The organism is Citrobacter sp. Cpo090 (assembly GCF_030332665.1).
In the GTDB taxonomy this organism is placed as follows: Bacteria; Pseudomonadota; Gammaproteobacteria; order Enterobacterales; family Enterobacteriaceae; genus Citrobacter; species Citrobacter portucalensis.
The window spans coordinates 283,252-305,983 of the sequence record NZ_JAOWHK010000030.1 but is presented as its reverse complement, the minus strand read 5'-3'; the positions used below and the strand labels follow the sequence as shown (position 1 = coordinate 305,983).

General features: G+C 52.0%; 18 protein-coding genes. 9 read left to right on the top strand and 9 right to left on the bottom strand.

Annotation, left to right across the window (positions count from 1 at the left end; genetic code table 11):
• Window positions 1-38: 38 nt before the first annotated feature.
• Window positions 39-1,511 (top strand): fructuronate reductase, encoded by a 1,473-nt coding sequence (locus OGY83_RS14220; protein WP_286636131.1) that lies wholly within the window; start codon window positions 39-41, stop codon window positions 1,509-1,511.
• Window positions 1,512-1,521: 10 nt separating this feature from the next.
• Here OGY83_RS14220 and OGY83_RS14215 read toward each other — a convergent pair whose 3' ends face one another.
• Window positions 1,522-2,199 (bottom strand): FadR/GntR family transcriptional regulator, encoded by a 678-nt coding sequence (locus OGY83_RS14215; RefSeq protein WP_370614973.1) that lies wholly within the window; start codon window positions 2,197-2,199, stop codon window positions 1,522-1,524.
• Window positions 2,200-2,301: 102 nt separating this feature from the next.
• Window positions 2,302-3,498 (bottom strand): BaiN/RdsA family NAD(P)/FAD-dependent oxidoreductase, encoded by a 1,197-nt coding sequence (locus OGY83_RS14210; protein WP_286636129.1) that lies wholly within the window; start codon window positions 3,496-3,498, stop codon window positions 2,302-2,304.
• Window positions 3,499-3,727: 229 nt separating this feature from the next.
• On the opposite strand from OGY83_RS14210, the gene pitA reads away from it, so the two are divergent.
• Entirely contained in the window at window positions 3,728-5,227 is a 1,500-nt protein-coding gene (gene pitA / locus OGY83_RS14205; protein ID WP_003827471.1) for an inorganic phosphate transporter PitA, read from the top strand.
• A 64-nt stretch (window positions 5,228-5,291) separates the two neighbouring features.
• On the opposite strand, the gene uspB is transcribed toward pitA, so the two are convergent.
• Window positions 5,292-5,627: a universal stress protein UspB gene (uspB, locus tag OGY83_RS14200; protein ID WP_003023371.1), complete on the bottom strand. Its 336-nt coding sequence runs from the start codon at window positions 5,625-5,627 to the stop codon at window positions 5,292-5,294.
• 393 nt (window positions 5,628-6,020) lie between these two features.
• On the opposite strand from uspB, the gene uspA reads away from it, so the two are divergent.
• Together uspA and dtpB are read left to right on the top strand one after the other, a co-directional pair.
• Window positions 6,021-6,458: a universal stress protein UspA gene (gene uspA, locus OGY83_RS14195; RefSeq protein ID WP_003023368.1), complete on the top strand. Its 438-nt coding sequence runs from the start codon at window positions 6,021-6,023 to the stop codon at window positions 6,456-6,458.
• A gap of 281 nt (window positions 6,459-6,739) precedes the next feature.
• The gene (dtpB, locus tag OGY83_RS14190) at window positions 6,740-8,212 is read left to right on the top strand and encodes a dipeptide/tripeptide permease DtpB (RefSeq protein WP_079938175.1); all 1,473 of its coding nucleotides are present in this window, start codon (window positions 6,740-6,742) and stop codon (window positions 8,210-8,212) included.
• An 85-nt stretch (window positions 8,213-8,297) separates the two neighbouring features.
• On the opposite strand, the gene OGY83_RS14185 is transcribed toward dtpB, so the two are convergent.
• Window positions 8,298-8,801 carry an RrF2 family transcriptional regulator gene (locus tag OGY83_RS14185; protein ID WP_003023361.1) on the bottom strand — a complete coding sequence of 168 codons (504 nt, stop codon included), beginning with the start codon at window positions 8,799-8,801 and terminating at the stop codon, window positions 8,298-8,300.
• A gap of 232 nt (window positions 8,802-9,033) precedes the next feature.
• On the opposite strand from OGY83_RS14185, the gene OGY83_RS14180 reads away from it, so the two are divergent.
• Window positions 9,034-10,233, top strand: coding sequence for an NAD(P)/FAD-dependent oxidoreductase (locus OGY83_RS14180; RefSeq protein WP_286636128.1), 1,200 nt, complete (start codon window positions 9,034-9,036; stop codon window positions 10,231-10,233).
• Between the two features lie 379 nt (window positions 10,234-10,612).
• Here OGY83_RS14180 and rsmJ read toward each other — a convergent pair whose 3' ends face one another.
• Window positions 10,613-11,362, bottom strand: coding sequence for a 16S rRNA (guanine(1516)-N(2))-methyltransferase RsmJ (rsmJ, locus tag OGY83_RS14175; protein ID WP_079938177.1), 750 nt, complete (start codon window positions 11,360-11,362; stop codon window positions 10,613-10,615).
• Between the two features lie 134 nt (window positions 11,363-11,496).
• The gene (prlC, locus tag OGY83_RS14170; RefSeq protein ID WP_286636127.1) at window positions 11,497-13,539 is read right to left on the bottom strand and encodes an oligopeptidase A; all 2,043 of its coding nucleotides are present in this window, start codon (window positions 13,537-13,539) and stop codon (window positions 11,497-11,499) included.
• Window positions 13,540-13,747: 208 nt separating this feature from the next.
• Between prlC and OGY83_RS14165 the strand changes: the two genes are divergently transcribed.
• Together OGY83_RS14165 and gorA are read left to right on the top strand one after the other, a co-directional pair.
• Window positions 13,748-14,590, top strand: a complete 843-nt coding sequence (locus OGY83_RS14165) for a 23S rRNA (adenine(2030)-N(6))-methyltransferase RlmJ (protein ID WP_003023347.1) — start codon at window positions 13,748-13,750, stop codon at window positions 14,588-14,590.
• Window positions 14,591-14,694: 104 nt separating this feature from the next.
• Window positions 14,695-16,047 (top strand): glutathione-disulfide reductase, encoded by a 1,353-nt coding sequence (gorA, locus tag OGY83_RS14160; protein ID WP_079938180.1) that lies wholly within the window; start codon window positions 14,695-14,697, stop codon window positions 16,045-16,047.
• A gap of 15 nt (window positions 16,048-16,062) precedes the next feature.
• Here the strand turns inward: gorA and OGY83_RS14155 are convergent, their stop codons facing one another.
• A complete protein-coding gene (locus tag OGY83_RS14155) occupies window positions 16,063-16,491 on the bottom strand; it encodes a hypothetical protein (RefSeq protein ID WP_286636126.1) in 429 nt (142 codons plus the stop codon).
• Window positions 16,492-16,682: 191 nt separating this feature from the next.
• Here OGY83_RS14155 and OGY83_RS14150 point away from each other — a divergent pair, with 191 nt between their 5' ends.
• Window positions 16,683-17,405, top strand: coding sequence for a hypothetical protein (locus tag OGY83_RS14150; RefSeq protein ID WP_191234522.1), 723 nt, complete (start codon window positions 16,683-16,685; stop codon window positions 17,403-17,405).
• A gap of 110 nt (window positions 17,406-17,515) precedes the next feature.
• On the opposite strand, the gene OGY83_RS14145 is transcribed toward OGY83_RS14150, so the two are convergent.
• Window positions 17,516-18,910, bottom strand: a complete 1,395-nt coding sequence (locus tag OGY83_RS14145; RefSeq protein WP_123268853.1) for a cytochrome-c peroxidase — start codon at window positions 18,908-18,910, stop codon at window positions 17,516-17,518.
• 427 nt (window positions 18,911-19,337) lie between these two features.
• On the opposite strand from OGY83_RS14145, the gene OGY83_RS14140 reads away from it, so the two are divergent.
• On the top strand, window positions 19,338-20,987 hold the full coding sequence (locus OGY83_RS14140) for an alpha,alpha-trehalase (protein WP_079938182.1): 1,650 nt from the start codon (window positions 19,338-19,340) through the stop codon (window positions 20,985-20,987).
• A 27-nt stretch (window positions 20,988-21,014) separates the two neighbouring features.
• Here the strand turns inward: OGY83_RS14140 and OGY83_RS14135 are convergent, their stop codons facing one another.
• Window positions 21,015-22,604 carry an STY4199 family HEPN domain-containing protein gene (locus OGY83_RS14135; protein WP_191214560.1) on the bottom strand — a complete coding sequence of 530 codons (1,590 nt, stop codon included), beginning with the start codon at window positions 22,602-22,604 and terminating at the stop codon, window positions 21,015-21,017.
• Window positions 22,605-22,732: the final 128 nt, after the last annotated feature.

The window sequence follows — 22,732 nt, the reverse complement described above, 5'->3', positions numbered from 1 at the left end:
ACATCATCAAAGAAGATCTTCAATGACAGGAGGTTGTCATGGAACAAAATCTCGCCAATGCTCAGATTTCCACCCCGCGCCCATGCTGGGATCGTTCACGCCTGGTTTCCCGAATCGTACATCTTGGCTGCGGGGCCTTTCACCGCGCCCACCAGGCACTTTATACCCATCATCTGCTGGAAAGCAGCGACAGCGACTGGGGTATCTGTGAGGTCAACCTGATGCCCGGAAACGATGCCACGCTGATTCAAAATCTAAAGGCGCAGGATCTGCTTTATACCGTTGCCGAGCGTGGGGCGCAAAATACAGAACTTAAAATCATCGGTTCGATGAACGAAGCTCTGCATCCAGAATTCGATGGCGGAGATGCAATTATCCGCGCAATGGCGCGCCCGGAAACCGCCATTGTTTCACTGACGATTACCGAGAAAGGTTATTGTACCGATCCCGCCAGCGGCGAACTGGATCTGAATCACCCGTTTATCCAGCATGACATTGTAAACCCGCAGTCACCAAAATCGGCGATTGGCTATATTGTCGAAGCTCTGGCGTTGCGTCGCAAACAGGGATTAAAGGCCTTTACCGTGCTGTCCTGCGACAACGTGCGAGAGAATGGCCATGTCGCGAAAGCAGCTGTCCTGGGGCTGGCAGCGACCCGCGACCCGCAACTGGTCGATTGGATAGCCGCGCATGTTACGTTTCCTTGTACGATGGTGGACCGCATTGTCCCAGCGGCAACGGATGAGACATTAGCGCAAATCGCCGGACAGCTTGGCGTGTACGATCCCTGTGCCATTGCCTGCGAGCCGTTCCGCCAGTGGGTTATCGAAGATAACTTTGTTAATGGTCGTCCGGACTGGGATCGGGTTGGCGCGCAGTTTGTGGAAGATGTAGTGCCGTTTGAAATGATGAAGCTGCGTATGCTCAACGGCAGTCACTCTTTCCTCGCATACCTTGGTTATCTGGGTGGCTACGAGACAATTGCCGATACGATGACAAACCCGGCGTATCGCAACGCTGCGCTGGCGTTAATGCTTGATGAACAGGCTCCAACGCTGTCGATGCCTGAAGGTACAGACCTGGCAGGTTATGCGGAGTTGCTGATCGCAAGGTTTAGCAATTCATCGTTGAAGCACCGAACCTGGCAAATTGCGATGGATGGCAGTCAAAAATTACCGCAACGCTTGCTGGACCCCATTCGGCTTCATCTTGAACAAGGAGACAACTACCGTCGCCTGGCTCTGGGCGTTGCAGGCTGGATGCGCTACGTCAGTGGTATAGATGAAAAAGGCAATCCAATTGAAGTGGTCGATCCTTTGGCGGAACAGTTTCGGGCTATTTATCAGCACTATCCGTCAACTGGGGAACGTGTCAGGGCACTACTGGCAATTGACACCATCTTTGGGCGGGATCTGCGCGATAACACCGACTTTGTTGAGCATGTCACCGCTGCCTGTCAGCAATTGCACAGCTTAGGCGCCCGTGCAGCGGTAGCCGATCTGAGTCATTAACGCTTGTGTTTCAAAGACCCACGATCTGCCTGACGTAAGCCAGATGTTCCAGCGATTTTTGATAAGCACCGTCAGCATCCGCCTGGCGAATCGCATCCACAATTGCTTTATGTTGCTGATTCATACTGGTTAACACATCCCGGTTGCCGGAGCGTTTGTCCAGTCCGGCATACGGGATGTTAACGCGTTGCTCCCACAACATACGCGACATATCGAGCAAGACGCGGTTCTGACTGGCTTCAGATACCGTTAAATGGAATTGCTTATCGAGAGAGTAAAAACCATGGACATTGTTTTCACTAATGGCTTTTTCCATGCTGAGGTGCAGCGCTTCAAGCTGGCTAATTAGCTCATCTTTGCCTGCTTCTGCAGCAAGACGCGCACAATGGCTGTCGACCAACTCTCGCGAATAGAGTATTTCTTCAACCGTATAATCACTGGCAGAATGCTTTTTATCAGTAACAATCACGCCATTACCGGACTGGATGGTGATCCACCCTGAGATCTCAAGCACAATCAACGCTTCTCTGAGCGATGCCCGACTCACGCCAAGTTGCTTCGCCAGTTCACGTTCAGGGGGCAAGAAGCTTCCCGGCGGAAAAATACTATCGTTGATGAGCTTAATGATGAGATTGGCTATCTTTTGATAGAGCCGCTCCTGTTTTACCTCAGGAATAACCATGTGCATCCCGTTCCCTTCTGTGTACGATTTTTAACTGATTTATCTTATCATTCCCGGAGTTAAGAAACGCATGCCTGAGTCAGTTCCTTGTAACAGAGGTAAACAAATTCACTCACCAGATACCAAATCCTGTGCGCATGCCCAGGCACTCGACCATGCCCACTGGAAGTTATAGCCTCCCAACCAGCCGGTGACGTCCATCACTTCGCCGATAAAGTAGAGCCCTGGCACTTTGCGGGCTTCCATCGTGCGCGATGACAGCTCATTGGTATCAACACCGCCCAGCGTGACTTCAGCGGTACGATACCCTTCCGTACCGTTCGGCTGCACCCGCCACTCGGTCAGCGTTTCAATCAGCGCCTGTTGATCGCGCACGTTAAGCTGCTTCAGAGACACGTCAGGAATTTGCCCTAACTGCTGCAAGCATTCCACCAGACGCTTTGGCAACTGCATTGCTAACGTGTTCTTTAAGCTCTGGTTAGGGTGTGCGCTACGTTGTTCGTCGAGGAAGCTCGCGAGGTCAACATCCGGCAACAAATTAATGCTGACAAATTCGCCTGGCTGCCAAAAACTGGAAATCTGCAAAACAGCCGGGCCCGAAAGTCCTCGGTGTGTAAAGAGCAGATTTTCACGAAACACGGTGCCATCCTCGGCGGTGATAACGGAAGAGACCGACACGCCAGAGAGCACCTGAAGCTGCTCCAGCAGTGGCTTATGCAACGTAAAGGGCACCAGTCCCGCGCGCGTTGGCAACACCTTCAGTCCGAACTGTTCGGCAATTTTATAACCAAACGGCGTTGCCCCCAGACCCGGCATGGAAAGCCCACCGGAAGCGATAACCAGTTTTTTCGTGCCGACCGTCATGCCGTTCAATTCGAGGGTGAAACCTTCATCATCCCGCGCCACGCTCAGGACTTCGCTACGTAACCGCATAGTTACGTTACCTTTTTCACACTCGTCTACCAGCATATCGACAATTTGCTGTGCGGAATCATCGCAGAACAGCTGACCTAGCGTTTTTTCATGCCAGGCAATACCGTGTTTGCCCACCAGGTCGATAAAATCCCACTGCGTGTAACGCGCCAGCGCCGATTTGCAAAAATGGGGGTTTTGGCTCAAATAGGCGGCCGGTTCGACATAAAGATTGGTAAAGTTGCAGCGTCCCCCGCCAGACATGAGAATCTTGCGTCCTGGCTTTTTACCATTATCAATCAGCAGTACTCGACTACCTGCTTGTCCTGCCTGCGCGGCACAAAACATACCCGCTGCGCCAGCGCCTATAATAACGGTATCAAACCTTTCCACGTTGCGATCCTCTCTAAAAAGCGGGTGTGAATTGTAAAGATTCCTCAGTGGTCGCACCAGCACCAAACTACCGATAAAGGGTATTTAACTGAAATATATAGGATAATTCTTTAGTGGTGTAAAACAAAGCAGGAGACAAATCAAAAAAACTCTATATTTCACTTTGCCCGCGCCGCCAAAGTCACTGATAATGCGCCGCGTTCATGTCCTCAAAATGGCGTAACGTCCTATGCTACATTTGTTTGCTGGCCTGGATTTACATACCGGGCTTTTACTATTGCTTGCTCTGGCTTTTGTGCTGTTCTACGAAGCAATTAACGGCTTCCATGACACAGCCAATGCTGTCGCAACCGTGATCTATACCCGTGCAATGCGTTCGCAATTGGCGGTGGTCATGGCTGCGTTGTTCAACTTCTTTGGTGTTTTGCTGGGTGGTCTCAGCGTGGCGTATGCCATCGTGCATATGCTACCAACGGATCTGCTGCTTAATATGGGATCGTCACATGGCCTTGCCATGGTGTTCTCCATGCTGCTGGCGGCAATAATCTGGAACCTGGGTACCTGGTACTTTGGTTTACCTGCATCCAGCTCCCACACGCTGATTGGCGCCATTATCGGTATTGGTTTAACCAATGCACTGATGACCGGCACCTCGGTGGTGGACGCACTTAACATTCCGAAAGTTATCGGTATTTTTGCTTCGCTTATCATCTCGCCAATTGTTGGTCTGGTGGTTGCAGGCGGTCTTATTTTCATTCTGCGTCGTTACTGGAGCGGTACAAAAAAACGTGCCCGTATCCACCTGACGCCAGCAGAACGTGAAAAGAAAGATGGCAAGAAAAAGCCGCCGTTCTGGACCCGTATTGCACTTATCCTCTCCGCTATCGGCGTAGCGTTCTCTCATGGCGCTAACGACGGGCAGAAAGGCATTGGTCTGGTGATGCTGGTGCTTATTGGCGTAGCGCCTGCAGGCTTCGTGGTGAATATGAATGCTTCCGGTTACGAGATTACCCGTACCCGTGATGCAATCAATAACGTCGAAGTCTTCTTCCAGCAGCGTCCTGACCTGCTTAAACAGGCCACTGGCGTAGACCAGCTGATTCCGTCCCCGACGGATGCGGCACCCGCGACGACGACAGAGTTCCATTGCCACCCGGCGAATACCATCAACGCGCTGGAACGTGCGAAAGGTATGCTGGCGAACCTGGAAACCTACGACAAGTTAAGCGTCGAACAGCGTGGTCAGCTGCGCCGTATTATGCTGTGCATCTCTGATACCACCGATAAAGTGGTTAAGCTGCCTGGCGTAAGCGCTGACGATCAGCGTCTGCTGAAAAAACTGAAAGCTGACATGCTGAGCACCATTGAGTACGCGCCTATCTGGATCATTATGGCCGTCGCACTGGCGCTGGGTATTGGTACGATGATTGGCTGGCGTCGCGTAGCCACCACCATTGGTGAGAAAATCGGTAAGAAAGGCATGACCTATGCCCAGGGGATGTCGGCACAGATGACCGCCGCAGTCTCTATCGGTCTCGCCAGTTACACCGGTATGCCCGTTTCCACCACCCACGTTCTCTCTTCTTCCGTTGCGGGGACGATGGTTGTTGATGGCGGCGGATTGCAGCGTAAAACGGTAACCAGCATTCTGATGGCCTGGGTCTTCACCCTGCCGGCTGCGATTATTCTTTCCGGGGTGCTGTACTGGCTTTCCCTGAAGCTTATCTAAGCGAATGCACGGTAAAAAAGCGGGTCAGGAAGCTGGCCCGCTTTTTTTGTATCTGTTGTTGGAATCAGTGCCAAATAATCAGCGCAACCATGCTGATTAGCACCAAGCCGCATAGCGCGCTGGTAAGGATGAACTGACCGCGAACCCGCTCACAGCGGCGAATAAATTCATCATCATGATGATCGCGGTAACGCTGAGCGTAGATATACCACACCAGACGCATCTGCTTGTTCGGTTGCCCATGTGAGGTAAAAAAGCCCCCTCCATCTACATACTGGTAAAGTAATGGATCGCAACCACGAAGTACCACTAACAGTGCGCGTAGCGAAGAAAAATAGCGCGCCATATTAACAATGCAAACGACACATAAAGCCCAGAATAATGCAATGGTGCTTATCATACCTCCTCCCCGGCGACCCGCCCACGGAACTCCTTTCCGGGACTACCGCTCCCCGATACCCTGCCAAACCATTCAATGAAGAGTGCAGCCGAAACCGTTCGTGTTAGTATCACGCATCCGAACGCCTCTTTAGATAGTGTAGGAGATTAGTTAATTTTTTTGCCATAAGGTTAATCGCTATCAATGCAATTAACTAAAAATTTTGTTTAACTGCTTGGCAAGCAAGGCGGATTGACGGATTATCCTGGTCGCTATAATGTAAGGATAGTCCTTATATGGTACGTTTTTACGACTGGGCTAGCCCCGCGCACAAGGTTCGCAGGATGCGGATGACGCGGCGGCAGATAAACGCCAGCAGGCTAGTCATCGACAACTTATGGAAGGAGTAACACTATGGCTTATAAACACATTCTTATCGCGGTTGATCTTTCTCCGGAAAGCAAAGTTCTGGTTGAAAAAGCGGTTTCTATGGCGCGACCTTACAATGCTAAAGTCTCCCTTATCCACGTTGACGTAAACTATTCCGACCTGTACACCGGGCTCATCGATGTGAATCTGGGCGACATGCAGAAGCGCATTTCTGAAGAAACCCACCACGCGTTAACCGAGCTGTCCACCAATGCAGGCTACCCTATCACCGAAACCCTGAGCGGTAGCGGCGACCTGGGCCAGGTTCTGGTTGATGCCATCAAAAAATACGACATGGACCTGGTCGTATGTGGTCACCACCAGGATTTCTGGAGCAAACTGATGTCCTCCGCGCGCCAACTGATCAACACCGTCCACGTCGACATGTTGATTGTTCCGCTGCGTGACGACGAAGAAGCATAAAATGCTTGCCGCCGGAAGATAGCCCGGCACGCTGTAAGCAATTAAGCCTGTAAACGCCCGCTTTTGCGGGCGTTTTTGTTTTTATCATCCGGACACAATTAGTACATCAATCCAACAAATAAATCATAATTAGTGTGATCAACTAATTGGATCGAAAACTATCTCTATAATACTCTACACCCGCGGCCAATAACCGCAGTCTATAACAAAATAAGACTTTTTCGGCGCGTTTAAGTATACGCGTTCATACTTTTCGGGATGGCTTTGAAAGGCGATGGAATATGAATAAAACTGCACCTACGGGCTTGCTGCAGCAACCTCGTCCGTTCTTCATGATCTTCTTTGTGGAATTATGGGAACGATTTGGCTATTACGGCGTTCAGGGCATCCTGGCGGTATTTTTTGTTAAGCAGCTCGGATTTTCACAAGAACAGGCATTTGTCACCTTTGGTGCCTTTGCCGCACTGGTTTACGGTCTGATCTCGATCGGCGGCTACGTCGGCGACCACCTGTTAGGCACCAAGCGCACGCTGGTACTCGGTGCCATTGTGCTGGCAATCGGCTATTTCATGACCGGGATGTCGCTGCTCAAGCCGGATCTGATCTTTATTGCTTTGGGTACCATTGCCGTCGGTAACGGGCTGTTTAAAGCCAACCCGGCAAGCCTGCTGTCCAAATGCTATCCACCAAAAGATGCCCGTCTGGACGGGGCTTTCACCCTGTTTTATATGTCGATTAATATCGGTTCGCTGCTGTCGCTGTCGCTGGCACCGGTGATTGCCGATAAGTTTGGCTACGCTGTGACCTACAACCTGTGCGGGGCCGGGCTTATCGTCGCGCTGCTGGTCTATTTTGCCTGCCGTGGAATGGTGAAGGACATCGGTTCTGAACCTGACCATAAACCGCTGAATTTCCGTAACCTGTTGTGCGTGCTGGCCGGTACGGTAGTGATGGTATTTATCTGCGCCTGGCTGATGCACAACGTGCAGGTTGCTAACCTGGTGCTGATCGTCCTGTCGATTGCCGTCACCATCATCTTCTTCCGTCAGGCATTCAAACTGGATAAAACCGGGCGCAACAAGATGTTCGTGGCCTTTATCCTGATGTTGGAAGCGGTGGTGTTCTACGTGCTGTACGCGCAGATGCCGACATCGCTGAACTTCTTTGCGATCAATAACGTACACCATGAAATTCTTGGTTTCGCCATTAACCCGGTGAGCTTCCAGGCGCTGAACCCGTTCTGGGTGGTACTGGCGAGTCCGGTACTGGCCGCAATCTATACCCGTCTGGGCAACAAAGGCAAAGACCTGACCATGCCGATGAAATTTACGCTCGGTATGTTCCTGTGCTCATTGGGCTTCCTGACGGCCGCCGCTGCCGGGATGTGGTTTGCCGATGCGCAAGGGCTGACGTCGCCATGGTTTATCGTGCTGGTGTATCTGTTCCAGAGCCTGGGTGAACTGTTGATTAGCGCCCTGGGACTGGCGATGGTCGCCGCTCTCGTGCCACAACACCTGATGGGCTTCATTCTCGGTATGTGGTTCCTGACGCAGGCTGCCGCCTTCCTGATGGGGGGTTATGTCGCCACGTTCACCGCCGTACCAGAGAACATCACCGACCCGCTACAAACGCTGCCTATCTACACCAACGTCTTCAGTAAGATTGGTCTGGTCACCCTGGCTGTAACGGTCGTGATGGCGATTATGGTGCCATGGCTGAACCGCATGATTAATACGCCGAGTACCGAACAGTAATACTCAGTGCCGGATGCGGCTTACGCCTTATCCGGCCTACATTCAACAAGCCCGATCGCTTTGCGCCATCGGGCCTTTTCAATCGCTACCCTTTGCGCGCGTCTATCCACTCCTGCACTTCCACCACAAAGGTGTCCGGTGCTTTACGGTACATTTTGCGCGCCAAGTCCAGAATCGTATGCTGGCCGAGCGCTTCTTCCATTCGCTGTTGGGCCATGTCCATTACCGAACGCACACCACAAATACCTTCACAGGCCCACTCCGGTGGATGCTCCTCAAATACCGCCAGCCGCTGGCGAATTTCACGACATTCAAAGATGCGCTTATCGCCATCAATAGCATTCACCACATCCAGCACCGTGATGTGTTCAGCGGGTTTAGCTAACTGGAAACCGCCGCCCTTGCCTTCAATGCTGCGCACCAGACCCGCTTTCGACAAACGAGTAAAAATTTTCGCCAGATAGTCATATGGCACGCTTTGCAGCTCGGCAATTTCCCGCACGCTCATATCCCGCGCGTCGCCCTTACTGTCGACCATACACATCAGGCTATGAATGCCGTACTCAACCCCAGAACTGTAGAATGCCATTCTCTTATCTCAGCCAAAATTAATCTGAGTTTATTGTAGCTTTTTCATCTCATTCATTCCAGACAGCAAAATAACCCGCCTGCAAAATAAAAATTTAAATATATATTTATCAAATAGATATTCAAAAATACTCACCCTTTAAAGCAAAAAGGATCTCGATCGCATTGCAATTCTTAACTACGACAAATAAAATCCGAGTAAATAATTCGTAGTCACCAGTGAGAAAAACCCAATGCGTAAACAAATTCTGATCGTGGGCGCCGGCTTTGCCGGTATGTGGGCAGCATTAAGCGCCGCGCGACTGGCGGATAAACATCAGCAGGCCATTGATATTACAGTAATTGCCCCACAGCCAGAGCTGCGTGTCCGCCCACGTTTTTATGAAAGCGCCGTTCATACGCTGGTCGCACCGCTGCAACCGCTGTTTGACGTTACCGGCGTCAACTTCCTGCAAGGTCACGTCGAGCAAATCCTCCCGGACTCTAAAGAGGTGAGCTGGAAAGATGCCAACGGTGACATTCATCTGCGCCGCTACGATCGCCTGGTGCTCGCCAGCGGAAGTCATGTAAACCGCGACGCCGTCGCCGGTGCCGCCGAGCACGCGTTTGACCTCGACCAACTCGAAAGCGCCGCCGTACTGGAGCAGCACATTAAAGATCTGGCATTACAACCGGAAAGTGAGGCTCGCAATACCGTGGTGGTCTGCGGCGGCGGCTTTACCGGGATTGAAATGGCGCTGGAATTGCCGGGTCGTTTGCGCGAAATATTGGGCGCTGATGCTAAGACCAGAGTTGTCGTAGTTGAACGCGGTGCTCAGCCAGGCGGACGCTGGAGCCAGGAATTACGTGACGTGATTATCGAAGCCTCTGCTGAACTGGGCGTCGAGTGGCTGGTCAATGCGGAAGTAGAAAGCGTGGATGCCTCCGGCGTCACGCTGAAAGATGGGCAGGTGATTGCCTCTCAGACGGTTATCTGGACCGTCGGCGTGCAGGCCAATGGCCTGACAGCACAGATTAACGCTCCGCGCGATCGCCAGGGACGTCTGCATGTGAATGCCAATCTGCAGGTTGTGGGTCACGATGATATCTACGCCACTGGCGATGTGGCCTATGCCGCCACCGACGACAAAGGCAACCATGCGCTGATGACCTGTCAGCACGCTATTTTGTTGGGTAAATTTGCCGGTAATAACGCCGCGGCGGACCTGTTAAACGTATCACCACTGCCATATCGTCAGGAAAACTACGTCACTTGTCTGGATCTCGGTGCCTGGGGTGCGGTGTATAGCGAAGGATGGGACCAGCAGGTGAAACTGACGCGCGCAGAAGCGAAGAAGCTGAAGGTGTCGATTGTCAGCGAGCTGATTTATCCGCCGAAAGCAGACCGTGCAGTAGCATTTGAAATTGCCGACCCGCTGGCACCGTTTGTTTAATGGGTAATGCCGGATGCGGCTAACACCTTATCCGGCCTACAAACCACACGCTGTCGTAGGCCTGATAAGCACAGCGCATCAGGCTGTTCAGCGCACCATGCCGGATGCGGCTAACGCCTTATCCGGCCTACAAACCACGCACAGCCGTAGGCCTGATAAGCACAGCGCATCAGGCGATTCAGCGCACCATGCCGGATGCGGCTAACACCTTATCCGGCCTACAAAGACACGCTGTCGTAGGCCTGATAAGCGCAGCGCATCAGGCTGTTCAGCGCACCATGCCGGATGCGGCTAACGCCTTATCCGGCCTACAAATCACGCACAGCCGTAGGCCTGATAAGCGCAGCGCATCAGGCAGTTCAGCGCACAGTTCTACAAACTATGCCGTCCCGGCGTAGATATCAAACCGATGCCCTTTCGTGACTACCGCGTTCGGCGTGGCGACATCCGCCAGCGGCGGCGCGTAGTCCGGGCGCTTCACCACCACACGTTTGGTGGCTAACTGACGCGCAGGCTCCAGCAGGCCATCTGCATCCAGGTCCGGCCCCACCAGCGACTGAAACACACGCATCTCTTTTTTTACCAGCGCGCTTTTCTGCTTATGCGGGAACATCGGGTCGAGGTACACCACCTGCGGGCGCGGCGTGATATCGGTTAACGCCGTCAGACTCGACGCGTGGATCAGCTGTAAACGTTCCTGCAGCCACGGACCGATTTCCGGGTCGGCGTAGCCGCGCGCCAGACCATCATCGAGCAACGCCGCCACTACCGGATTACGTTCCAGCATTCGTACGCGACAGCCCACCGAGGCCAGTACAAACGCATCGCGCCCCAGCCCTGCGGTTGCATCGACCACATCCGGCAGGTAATCGCCTTTAATGCCGACAGCCTTCGCCACCGCTTCACCGCGACCACCGCCAAACTTACGCCGATGGGCCATCGCTCCGCCCACGAAATCAACAAAGATACCGCCGAGTTTGGGTTCATCACGTTTGCGCAGTTCCAGATGTTCCGGTGTCATCACCAGCGCCATCAGGTTATCTTCATCGTGTTCCAGTCCCCAGCGGGCGGCAAGAACAGATAAGGCGCCGTCTCCGGCGCCTGTTTCATCAATTAAGCAGATTTTCAATTCCGCTTTACCCTAAATAATTCGAGTTGCATCAAGACAACAAGTGAAGGAATCCCTGGGAACGTACAAATAGTACGTGACCAGGGTGAGTGAGCGCAGTTGCCGAAGAGGCAGCTTGAAGTATGACGGGTAAATCAGCCTTTGATCCCGTAATGCTCCAGCATTGCATCCAGCTGTGGCTCGCGGCCACGGAAGCGCTTAAACAGTTCCATCGGCTCTTCAGAACCGCCACGGGTGAGGATGTTATCGAGGAACGATTGTCCGGTTTGACGGTTGAAAATCCCTTCATCTTCAAAGCGAGAGAAGGCATCCGCCGCCAGTACGTCGGCCCACAGATAGCTGTAGTAACCCGCCGCGTAGCCACCAGCAAAAATGTGGCTGAAGGCATGCGGGAAGCGGCCCCAGGTCGGCCCCGGCACTACGGCGACCTGTTTTTTAATTTCCGCCAGCGTCTCGAGGATTTTAGCCCCTTGCTGCGGGTTAAATTCCGCGTGCAGACGGAAATCAAACAGACCGAACTCCAGTTGACGCAGAATAAACAGCGCCGCCTGGTAGTTTTTCGCCGCCAGCATTTTATCCAGCAGTTCCTTCGGCAGCGGTTCACCAGTCTCAAAGTGACCAGAGATAAACGCCAACGCTTCCGGCTCCCAACACCAGTTTTCCATAAACTGGCTCGGCAGTTCGACCGCATCCCATGGCACACCGTTGATACCGGAAACGCCCGCGGTTTCGACACGGGTCAGCATATGGTGCAGACCATGGCCAAATTCGTGGAACAGGGTGATCACTTCATCGTGGGTAAACAGCGCAGGTTTACCGTTCACCGGGCGGTTAAAGTTACAGGTCAGGTAGGCGACCGGCTTTTGCAATGTGCCGTCGGCTTTACGCATCTGGCCGACGCAGTCGTCCATCCACGCCCCGCCGCGTTTATGTTCACGGGCATACAGGTCAAGATAGAAGCTGCCGCGCAGCTCGTTATTTTCGTCGTACAGCTCGAAGAAGCGAACCTCCGGATGCCAGACGTCAACATCGGTGCGCTCTTTAGCGGTGATGCCATAAATACGTTTAACCACTTCAAACAGGCCGTTAACGGCTTTATTTTCCGGGAAGTATGGACGCAGTTGCTCATCGCTGATGCTGTAGAGGTGCTGTTTTTGTTTCTCGCTGTAGTAAGCGATATCCCACGGCTGCAAGTCATCAACACCAAATTCCGCTTTCGCGAAGGCACGCAGCTGAGCCAGCTCTTTCTCCCCCTGCGGACGGGCTCGTTTCGCCAGGTCGGTCAGGAAGTCGAGTACCTGCTGCGGGTTCTCCGCCATTTTGGTAGCCAGGGATTTAAAGGCGTAGCTTTCAAAGCCCAGCAGCTGTGCCAGCTCATGACGCAGCGCGAGGATCTCTTCCATTATCGGGCTGTTGTCCCATTTGCCCGCGTTTGGCCCCTGGTCAGACGCGCGCGTGGAGTAAGCACGATACATCTCTTCACGCAGTCCCTGGTTATCACAGTAGGTCATCACCGGCAGGTAGCTTGGGATGTCCAGGGTTAACAGATAGCCTTCCTGTTCTTTGGCTTCAGCCTGGGCTTTTGCGGCGGCCAGCGCGCTTTCCGGCATCCCGGCAAGTTCCGTTTCGTCGGTCACCAGCTTAGTCCAGCCCATCGTAGCATCGAGGACGTTATTGCTGTACAGGTTGCCGAGCTCAGACAGGCGGGTAGCGATCTCACCATAGCGCTGCTGTTTTTCTTTCGGCAGACCAATACCAGAAAGCTCAAAATCGCGCAGCGCGTTATCAACCGCTTTTTTCTGTGCAGTGCTCAGAGTGGCGTAATGATCGCCATCACGCAGATCGCGGTACGCTTTGTACAGGCCTTCATGTTGTCCAACCCAGGTGCTGTATTCAGACAGCAGCGGCAGCGTTTGTTCGTAGGCTTCACGCAGTTCCGGGCTGTTTTTCACCGAGTTCAGATGGCTAACCGGAGAGAAAATACGCCCCAGCACATCGTCAACTTCCGCCAACGGCTGGCAGAGGTTTTCCCAGGTGTACGGCGCGCCCTGCGCAACCACGCGCTCAACGTTTTCGCGGCAATCATTCAGCGCCTTAGTAACGGCAGGCACAACGTGCTCAGGCTGAATTTTAGAAAACGGCGGCAGTTCGAAGGGAGTCAACAATGGATTGGTCATTAGCGCGGTCCTGTTGAAAAGAGTGAATGAAGCGCGTATCCGGCGCTGTGCATATTAATTTGTACAATGGGGTTAAGTGTAGAGGATTTCAATGCTAACCGTGACGGAAAGACGCCCGGTAGCGCTGCGCTTACCGGGCCTACGGGTAATCTGTGCCGATCTGCTGTAAACTGTGGCAAATCGTCATTTCAGCGGAATTTCATTACCCATGCTCAGTTATCGCCACAGTTATCACGCAGGCAACCACGCCGACGTCCTTAAACATACCGTTCAGAGTCTGATCATCGAGTCGCTCAAAGAGAAAGAAAAACCGTTTCTCTATCTGGACACCCATGCTGGCGCTGGCCGTTATCAGCTGAGCAGTGAGCATGCCGAACGTACCGGTGAATATCTGGAAGGGATCGCCCGCATCTGGCAGCAGGACGATTTGCCTGCCGAACTGGAACCCTACATTGGCGTGGTGCAACACTTCAACCGTAGCGGTCAGTTGCGCTACTACCCGGGCTCTCCGTTAATTGCTCGCCAGCTGCTGCGCGAACAGGACAGCCTGCAATTAACTGAACTGCACCCGAGCGACTTCCCTCTGCTGCGCGGCGAATTCCAGAAGGATGAGCGCGCTCGCGTGGCCAAAGCCGATGGTTATCAGCAGCTAAAAGCAAAATTACCGCCAGTTTCCCGCCGTGGGTTGATCCTTATCGATCCCCCATACGAAATCAAAAGCGACTACCAGGCAGTAGTGACCGGTATTAACGAAGGCTACAAACGTTTCGCGACCGGCACCTATGCGTTGTGGTATCCGGTGGTTCTGCGCCAACAAATCAAGCGCATGATCCACGATCTGGAAGACACCGGCATCCGCAAAATTCTGCAAATTGAGCTGGCGGTACGCCCGGACAGCGATCAGCGTGGCATGACGGCATCCGGCATGATTGTGATTAACCCGCCATGGAAGCTGGAGCAGCAGATGAACAACGTCCTGCCGTGGCTACACAGCAAACTGGTCCCGGCAGGAACCGGGCATACTTCAGTAAGCTGGATCGTGCCGGAGTAATCGCAGCCATCGGTGGAACCTTTTAATATCAGGTATACAATCGCGAATATTTTGGCGGATGGCGTAAAGCTTCTCCGCCCTACAATGAACATAAAGGAGCGGTCATGACCAAGCACTATGATTACATCGCTATTGGCGGCGGCAGCGGCGGTATTGCCTCCATTAACCGTGCAGCAATGTACGGCCAGAAATGCGCACTGATTGAAGCCAAAGAGCTGGGCGGCACCTGCGTTAACGTTGGCTGCGTACCGAAGAAAGTGATGTGGCATGCCGCACAGGTCCGCGAAGCGATCCACATGTACGGTCCGGATTACGGTTTCGACACCACCATCAATAAGTTCGACTGGGATAAACTGATCGCCACGCGTACCGCTTATATCGACCGCATTCATACCTCGTACGACAATGTGCTGGGCAAAAATAATGTCGATGTGATCAAAGGCTTTGCCCGCTTTGTGGATGCCAAAACCATTGAAGTAAACGGTGAAACCATTACTGCCGATCATATTTTGATTGCCACCGGTGGTCGCCCGAGCCATCCGAGCATTCCGGGTGTGGAATACGGTATCGACTCCGATGGTTTCTTTGAACTGCCCGCGCTGCCAAAACGCGTGGCCGTTGTTGGCGCAGGCTACATCGCCGTAGAGCTGGCGGGCGTGATTAACGGCCTGGGTGCTCAAACGCATCTGTTCGTGCGTAAACACGCGCCGCTGCGTAGCTTTGACCCGATGATCGTCGACACGCTGGTTGAGGTGATGAACGCCGAAGGCCCGACTCTGCATACTCACGCGATTCCGAAAGCGGTCGTTAAAAACGCTGACGGCAGCCTGACCCTGCAACTGGAAGATGGTCGTAGCGAAACGGTAGACTGCCTGATTTGGGCAATTGGTCGTGAACCAGCCACCGATAATTTCAACCTGGCTGTTACCGGCGTGAAAACCAACGAAAAAGGCTACATCGTCGTTGATAAATTCCAGAATACCAGCGTGCCGGGTATTTATGCCGTCGGCGATAATACCGGCGCCGTTGAGCTAACGCCGGTTGCCGTTGCCGCGGGCCGTCGCCTGTCCGAGCGTCTGTTTAACAACAAGCCGGACGAGCATCTGGATTACAGCAACATCCCGACCGTAGTCTTCAGCCATCCGCCAATTGGCACCGTGGGCCTGACCGAGCAGCAGGCTCGTGAACAGCACGGTGATGACCAGGTGAAAGTGTATAAATCATCGTTTACCGCGATGTATACCGCTGTCACCTCACATCGTCAGCCGTGCCGCATGAAGCTGGTTTGCGTCGGTCCGGAAGAGAAAATTGTCGGTATTCACGGCATTGGTTTTGGAATGGATGAAATGCTGCAAGGCTTCGCGGTCGCGCTGAAAATGGGCGCAACCAAGAAAGACTTTGATAACACCGTTGCGATTCACCCAACGGCGGCAGAAGAGTTCGTTACCATGCGTTAATCTGAATGACCGGTGTCAGGAAATGAGTAATTCCCCGACACCGGTACACTCTTCAAAAACAAACATCCTCCGATGCACATTCAGTAGACGCATTCCCGCCACATTGCACCGTCGTAGAACCACAGGCTGTACGATCACACAGTATGAAAACCAAACATTTCGCATGACACAATCTTCAAAAATAAGATTTTCAAGATAACAACAATTCAGAGTTAAATTTGCGAAAAGAATATTATTAAAACTACTATTAATTAAATTACTGCGAAAGAATATCGCTTTTACAGGCTGACTCTGAATATGCTGATCTATGAATTGCTGGTGTTCTTGCAAGCCATTCACAGCAAATTGCGTGGATTTATCTCCTTGATGTTGCAAAGTATTCTTCTCACGAGTATTTTGCAAACACAAAGGGATAATCCCCTGACGCTTAGCGTTAAGGTTCATAAAGATTCCAATAATTGTGACGTTATCCGGACGGATAACAAATAAGAGGGACCTTTAAATGACCTGTTTAGCTACCTGGAAACAAGACCGTTTTTATCCAGTTATTTGCAGAGCTGCGTAACGATATAAAAGTTCAAAAACACAGTTATTACACAAACAAAAAAGAATAATTTCACTTAGGTGTATATTTCATGCCAAAAAGTAAAAGCAGTAATTGTATCCTGGTCATTGAGTCCCCCTGGAAACTGGATGACCATGATTCCAATCGTTCTTCGGTCGTTCCATTTATTCAAGGGATCGCCAGACTCCAGGGCGACACTGAGGTCTATTTTCTGAATTTCTACAATAAGAAGAGTTTCGAAATTGCCCTTGAGTGCCTGTGTATGCAGGTTTTTCGCAATACAATTGTTTACGTCGCAGCGCATGGTAGCGAATCACACATTGGCGGCATTTTGCTGAAAGATATTCTAAAAGCAGTCAGTGAAAAAGCCGCAGACAATAACATCAGCGGGTTGATGCTGGGATCGTGTTTTGCAGGAACCAAAACTCAGCTGTTGAAAGAGTACACTCAGGGAAGTGGTTTGCGCTGGTGTGCAGGTTACTCTTCATCATGTGACTGGTTGACCGGAACAATGATTGACAGCGCTATCATCAGTAACGCCCTCAGCATTAAGAAGTCACATTACGCGAGTCGCGAGAAAATGGTTCAGGCTTTCGCTTGTGCAGTTGCGCCTTTTGCGCCCGGTGCCGTCATTGGCCAGAACAAAAAAGACAACGGCGTTCCCCTCTCTCAATCGTTGAAGATTGTTATTCAACCTGAAGGTCAGGGGTACCATGCTCTCGTTTCCTCCGAAGAAATATTTGCGCAAGCACAAGCAAGCTATGTGCAGGAAGAAGAGGAATACATTGCTTAACTCATCACCCGATATCGACGTGCTGTTGTAACCGAGCAGGCATGTTATACCGGTTCATGGAGAAAAATTATCCAGCCTGCAAAACGCGTCAGGCTGGATAATGTCAGGGATTATTTACCCTGCATATATGGCGTATACACGCCGTTTAAGCTTTCGAGGAACGCCACGATATCGTCGATATCTTCCTGCGGCAGTTCTTTACCCACCTGATAACGCAGCATCAGTTTTACCGCACCGTCGAGCGTAGGCACATCACCGCGATGGAAATAAGGCGCGGTCAGCGCAACGTTACGCAAGCCAGGGACTTTTTGACGCAGCTTGTCACGTAATTCATTAGTGACGTTCATGCGGCCAATATCTGCGGCAGTGACCTCGCCAAAATTAAAGTCCTTTTTCAAACCCAAAGGTTCGAATGAGCGTCCACCTAAAATAATACCGCCATGACAGGTCGCACACTTATTATCTTTAAACAACTGATAGCCATGTTTTTGCTGAGCAGTTAATGCCGTTTCATCGCCGCGTAGCCATTTATCAAACGGCGAATTTGGCGTAATTAGCGTTTTCTCAAACTCAGCAATCGCATCGGTAATATTATCCCCGCTGAATCCCTGCGGATAAACCGCGATAAACTCTTGCTTGAGTTGCGGATCCTTGTCCAGTTTCTGGATAATTTCATCCCAGGATTTAGACGCCATCTCGATAGGGTTCAACGGCGGGCCGCCTGCCTGCGCCTGCAATGTTGGCGCACGACCATCCCAGAATTGTTCAACGTTGAAGACCGAGTTAAACACCGTCGGCGCATTAATCGGACCAACTGCGCCGCCTACGCCGATCGACGTTTTCCGGCCATCCACACCGCCTGCATTCAGGGCGTGGCAATGCGCGCAAGAAATCGTGCTGTCACCTGAAATACGCGGGTCGTGGTAAAGCGTAAAGCCTAGCGCCACTTTGCGGGCATCGGTTGGGATGCTTTCCGGTATCGGCTGCACAGGTTCATTACGATGCTGCGCGGCGGTATCGTTACTGGCGTAATACTGCTCACGCTGTTTCGCAATCCAGCCCAGGATCTCTGCTCGCTCCGTATCGCTTACCTTGCCAGCCCAGTGCAGCGCGGTGTATCGCGTTGGCGGCATGGTGTCGTATTGCATCACCCATTCAATTTTATTCAGGTCGCTTTGCAAAACGGGTTTATCTGCGACCAGCGCCGCACGAACGGCTTCAAGATTGAATGATTTGTATCCCAGTTGAATATCGTAATTCATCAACTGCTTAGCGACAGGGAAAGAAGAATAGAAAGGTAATTCAGCTGAAGGCGTGTGACAATAATCGCATCCTTTTTCGCGTAAAAAACCTAATACTTTATTATTTTCTTCCAGCGTAGAGGCCTGAACATCTGCCTGTTTGCTACGTTGATTATCGTGATACCACACATAACCGGATAATCCAAAATAACAAATCGCGATGCCAGCTATGGCTATCGCGGTAAGACGGGTAATGATTTTCATTATTTTTACCCTCACCGTTGTGAGTTATTGTGACCCAGAAAATTAGAATAATTAATGCACAGTCTTTGTCAGACCTGACCATCATAGGAAATGAGGGAATTACTATTTTGATAAGTATCAAGCAATTACATGGGGGAGAACTATCAATAGAATAGCCTGCGCCTATTATAGAGATAAGACGTTACCTGTCTCTGTTCACACCTCGTTGCAATCGAATGCTCTGAAAATGGAATATATTCAGATCATACAAAACTATGAATTATTCATTATTTTCATTGGGATAGTCTGATTTTTTAAATTTTGCTCAGCATTAAAACGTGATCAACCGCACGCTTTACTCACCCGACACCGAAGCGAATGTCTACGCTTAACTGACGACCGGGCAATAGCCTTAATCTTTCAACGTCCATCGGAGGTCTTTCTCATTATGCTCAACCAGAAACTACCCCACGCCCCTTCTGAAGAAATGACGATCGACATCGATCTGCTTTATGAAATGGATCCGTGCGAGTTAAAGCTGGATGAAATGATTGAGGCGGAGCCTGAGCCGGAGATGATTGAAGGGCTTCCCGCTTCAGATGCGTTAACCCCTGCCGATCGTTATCTCGAACTGTTCGAACACGTCCAGTCATCCAAACTGTTTGCGGATAGCAAAACCTTCCCTGACTGTGCGCCCAGAATGGACCCGCTCGACATTTTAATCCGTTATCGCAAGGTTAAACGCCATCGGGACTTCGATCTGCGACGCTTCGTCGAGAACCATTTCTGGCTCCCGGAAACGCCCTCCAGCGAATACGTTTCTGACCCGGAAAGTTCGCTGAAAGAACATATTGATCAACTGTGGCCAGTGCTGACGCGCGAGCCGCAGGATCACATTCCCTGGTCCTCGCTACTGGCGTTACCGCAGTCATACATTGTGCCTGGCGGACGCTTTAGCGAAACCTACTACTGGGATTCCTACTTTACCATGCTGGGTCTGGCAGAGAGCGGCCGCGAAGATCTGCTGAAGTGTATGGCGGATAACTTTGCCTGGATGATTGAAAACTATGGTCACATCCCGAACGGCAACCGTACTTACTATCTGAGTCGCTCACAGCCGCCGGTCTTTGCGCTGATGGTGGAACTGTTTGAAGAGGATGGCGTACGCGGCGCGCGTCGTTACCTTGATCATCTAAAAATGGAGTACGCATTCTGGATGGATGGCGCCGATTCCCTGGTGCTCAACCAGGCCTACCGCCACGTGATCAGAATGTCGGACGGCTCTCTACTTAACCGCTATTGGGACGATCGTGATACGCCGCGCGATGAATCATGGCTTGAAGACGTCGAGACCGCCAAGCATTCGGGTCGCCCGCCCAATGAAGTGTATCGGGATTTACGCGCAGGCGCGGCCTCTGGCTGGGATTATTCCTCGCGCTGGCTACGCGATGCAGGTCGCCTTGCCAGCATACGCACCACGCAGTTCATCCCGATTGACCTGAATGCGTTCCTCTACAAGCTGGAAAGCACCATCGCCAATATTTCCGCGCTGAAAGGTGACAAAGAAACGGAAGCGCAGTTTCGCCAGAAAGCCAGTGACCGTCGCGATGCGGTAAACCGCTATCTCTGGGACGATGAAAACGGCTGCTATCGCGATTACGACTGGCGGCGCGAACAAATGGCCCTGTTCTCTGCCGCCAGTATTGTGCCGCTGTATGTCGGTATGGCAACGCATGAACAAGCCGACCGGCTTGCTAACGCAGTTCGCAGTCGCCTGCTAACGCCCGGTGGCATTTTAGCCACGGAGCATGAAACCGGGGAACAGTGGGATAAGCCCAACGGCTGGGCGCCGCTGCAGTGGATGGCGATCCAGGGATTCAAACTGTACGGTGACGACCATCTCGGGGATGAAATCGCCCGTAACTGGTTGAAAACGGTGAATCTCTTTTATCAGGAACACCACAAGCTTATCGAAAAATACCACATAGCCGACGCAGCGCCGCGCGAAGGCGGCGGCGGGGAATATCCGTTGCAGGACGGCTTTGGCTGGACAAATGGCGTGGTGCGCCGACTTATCGGTTTGTATGGCGAACCCTAGCGGCTGACGGTCTGAGTCATCAGGTTGTCAGTTAATCGCATCGTACAGCTCGGCGTGAATCTTCTGCCATTTCTTGTTCTCAGGGCTTGGCTGGGCGCGAACACGCAGCTCGGCCTGCTCAAGATCATATTGCTGACGCGCAACAACCGCAGGCACGGAACAAAAACTTTGCAGATAACTTTTATGCAGCGAAGTGAGCGATGCCCCATTCGACATCGCATGGCTGAGCGTAGTCATAAACTGTCTGCATGGTTTGCTTTCATCCATCTGCGAAGGGTAACGCAGCAGCAGTCTCAACACCTCAGTATTGCCCGCCGAAAACGCCTGTTCCGTCCACGCCAGCTTCCAGTCCATCCCCCCCTGCAGGAACAGTGACGTCACGCGGGTGTCATTGCGATCGATAGCCGCCCGCATGTTAAAGGCATCCCAGGTGATGCCCATTCGGGTTACCGCCTCCCGTGCGCTGGGGGCGTCACGTCGCGGTTCCTCCTGCACAATTTCAACGGATTGCCCGGATGACGCCTGTGGCGCTGGCGAAGTGAATAACCAGAACGCACCCAGCGAAATCGCCAGCACCATCACGCCGACCGCTACCCACAACATGCCGGAAATCAACTGTTCACGTTCTTCCGCCGTGCGCTTGGCCCGCTTTTCCGGCGGATCAATACTGTCTGCGATTTCATGCTTATCGCCTCCCGCTTGCTCGTCTTTTTGCTTTGCCGTTTCCCAAAACTGGCGGACCATGGCCTCATCAGATTCCAGATACGACGCAGGATTAATGCGCGTACGCCGTTCTTCAAATGCCCGTTGCACAGGATGAGTTATCTGTCGGTACTGGTAGTCCAGCAACAGCAGTTGTACCGACGTCAGCGGCTGCTGCGCGATAACGCAGTTACGAGCCAGGCGGCAATCATCCAAAAACATGCGTAGCGTGATGCGCGGCTCAACAAATGACATGAGCACCGAGGTATCGTTATAAATCTGCGTAAAGTGGCGAACGAATAACTTCTTATCGACGACCATCAGCGCCAGCTCGCTAAACATCATGCCGTCCAGCGCATCCCGACTTTCCCCCAGCTTTAACCAGCGACGCAAGCGTTCACCGCCAAAGTGCTGTTTCAGAAAGCTGTTGAGAGGATGTTGATCCGGCCATACCCGCGCAATCAGTGATTTGAGGGTTAATTCGATTGCGCGAAGTTGACGCTGCGCCCGCATCTGAGCATCCGGCTCCACAGGTGCAATTTCGGTTTGATACTTCAGGATGGGCTGTTGCTGGCGTAATTGTTCCAGAGAGGCCACAAAGCGCAGCGCTGAAATCAGCTGGTTTTCACTGACGTCCTGACCATTTTCATATTGGGGTACACTCTGTTGAAGATGACGTAGCCGCAGAGTGAACTGGCTCAATTGCGCATCATTCATCTGCAACCGTCTGGCGACAGCTCCCCAGCCGCCCAGATTCAGTCGAGCCTGATCCAGTTGTTCGAGAAACCACCGTGGGTCCTTGCCTTCTGCGACATGTACGCCTAACAGCAGTAATATTTCTACCGACGCCTGGCGGATAATCCCCAGACAATGTTCAAAGGGTGTACATGTCGCTTGTAACGCGCTATTGGTCATCATCTTCCCTAAAAGGACCCAAAACGTGCGGCCTCACTATGGTATGTAATTATCTTTTTTAAACGCTACGCTGTGCCGATGTAGACTAGAACACATTCATATAGCAAATAAATAAGTTTTACAGTGAC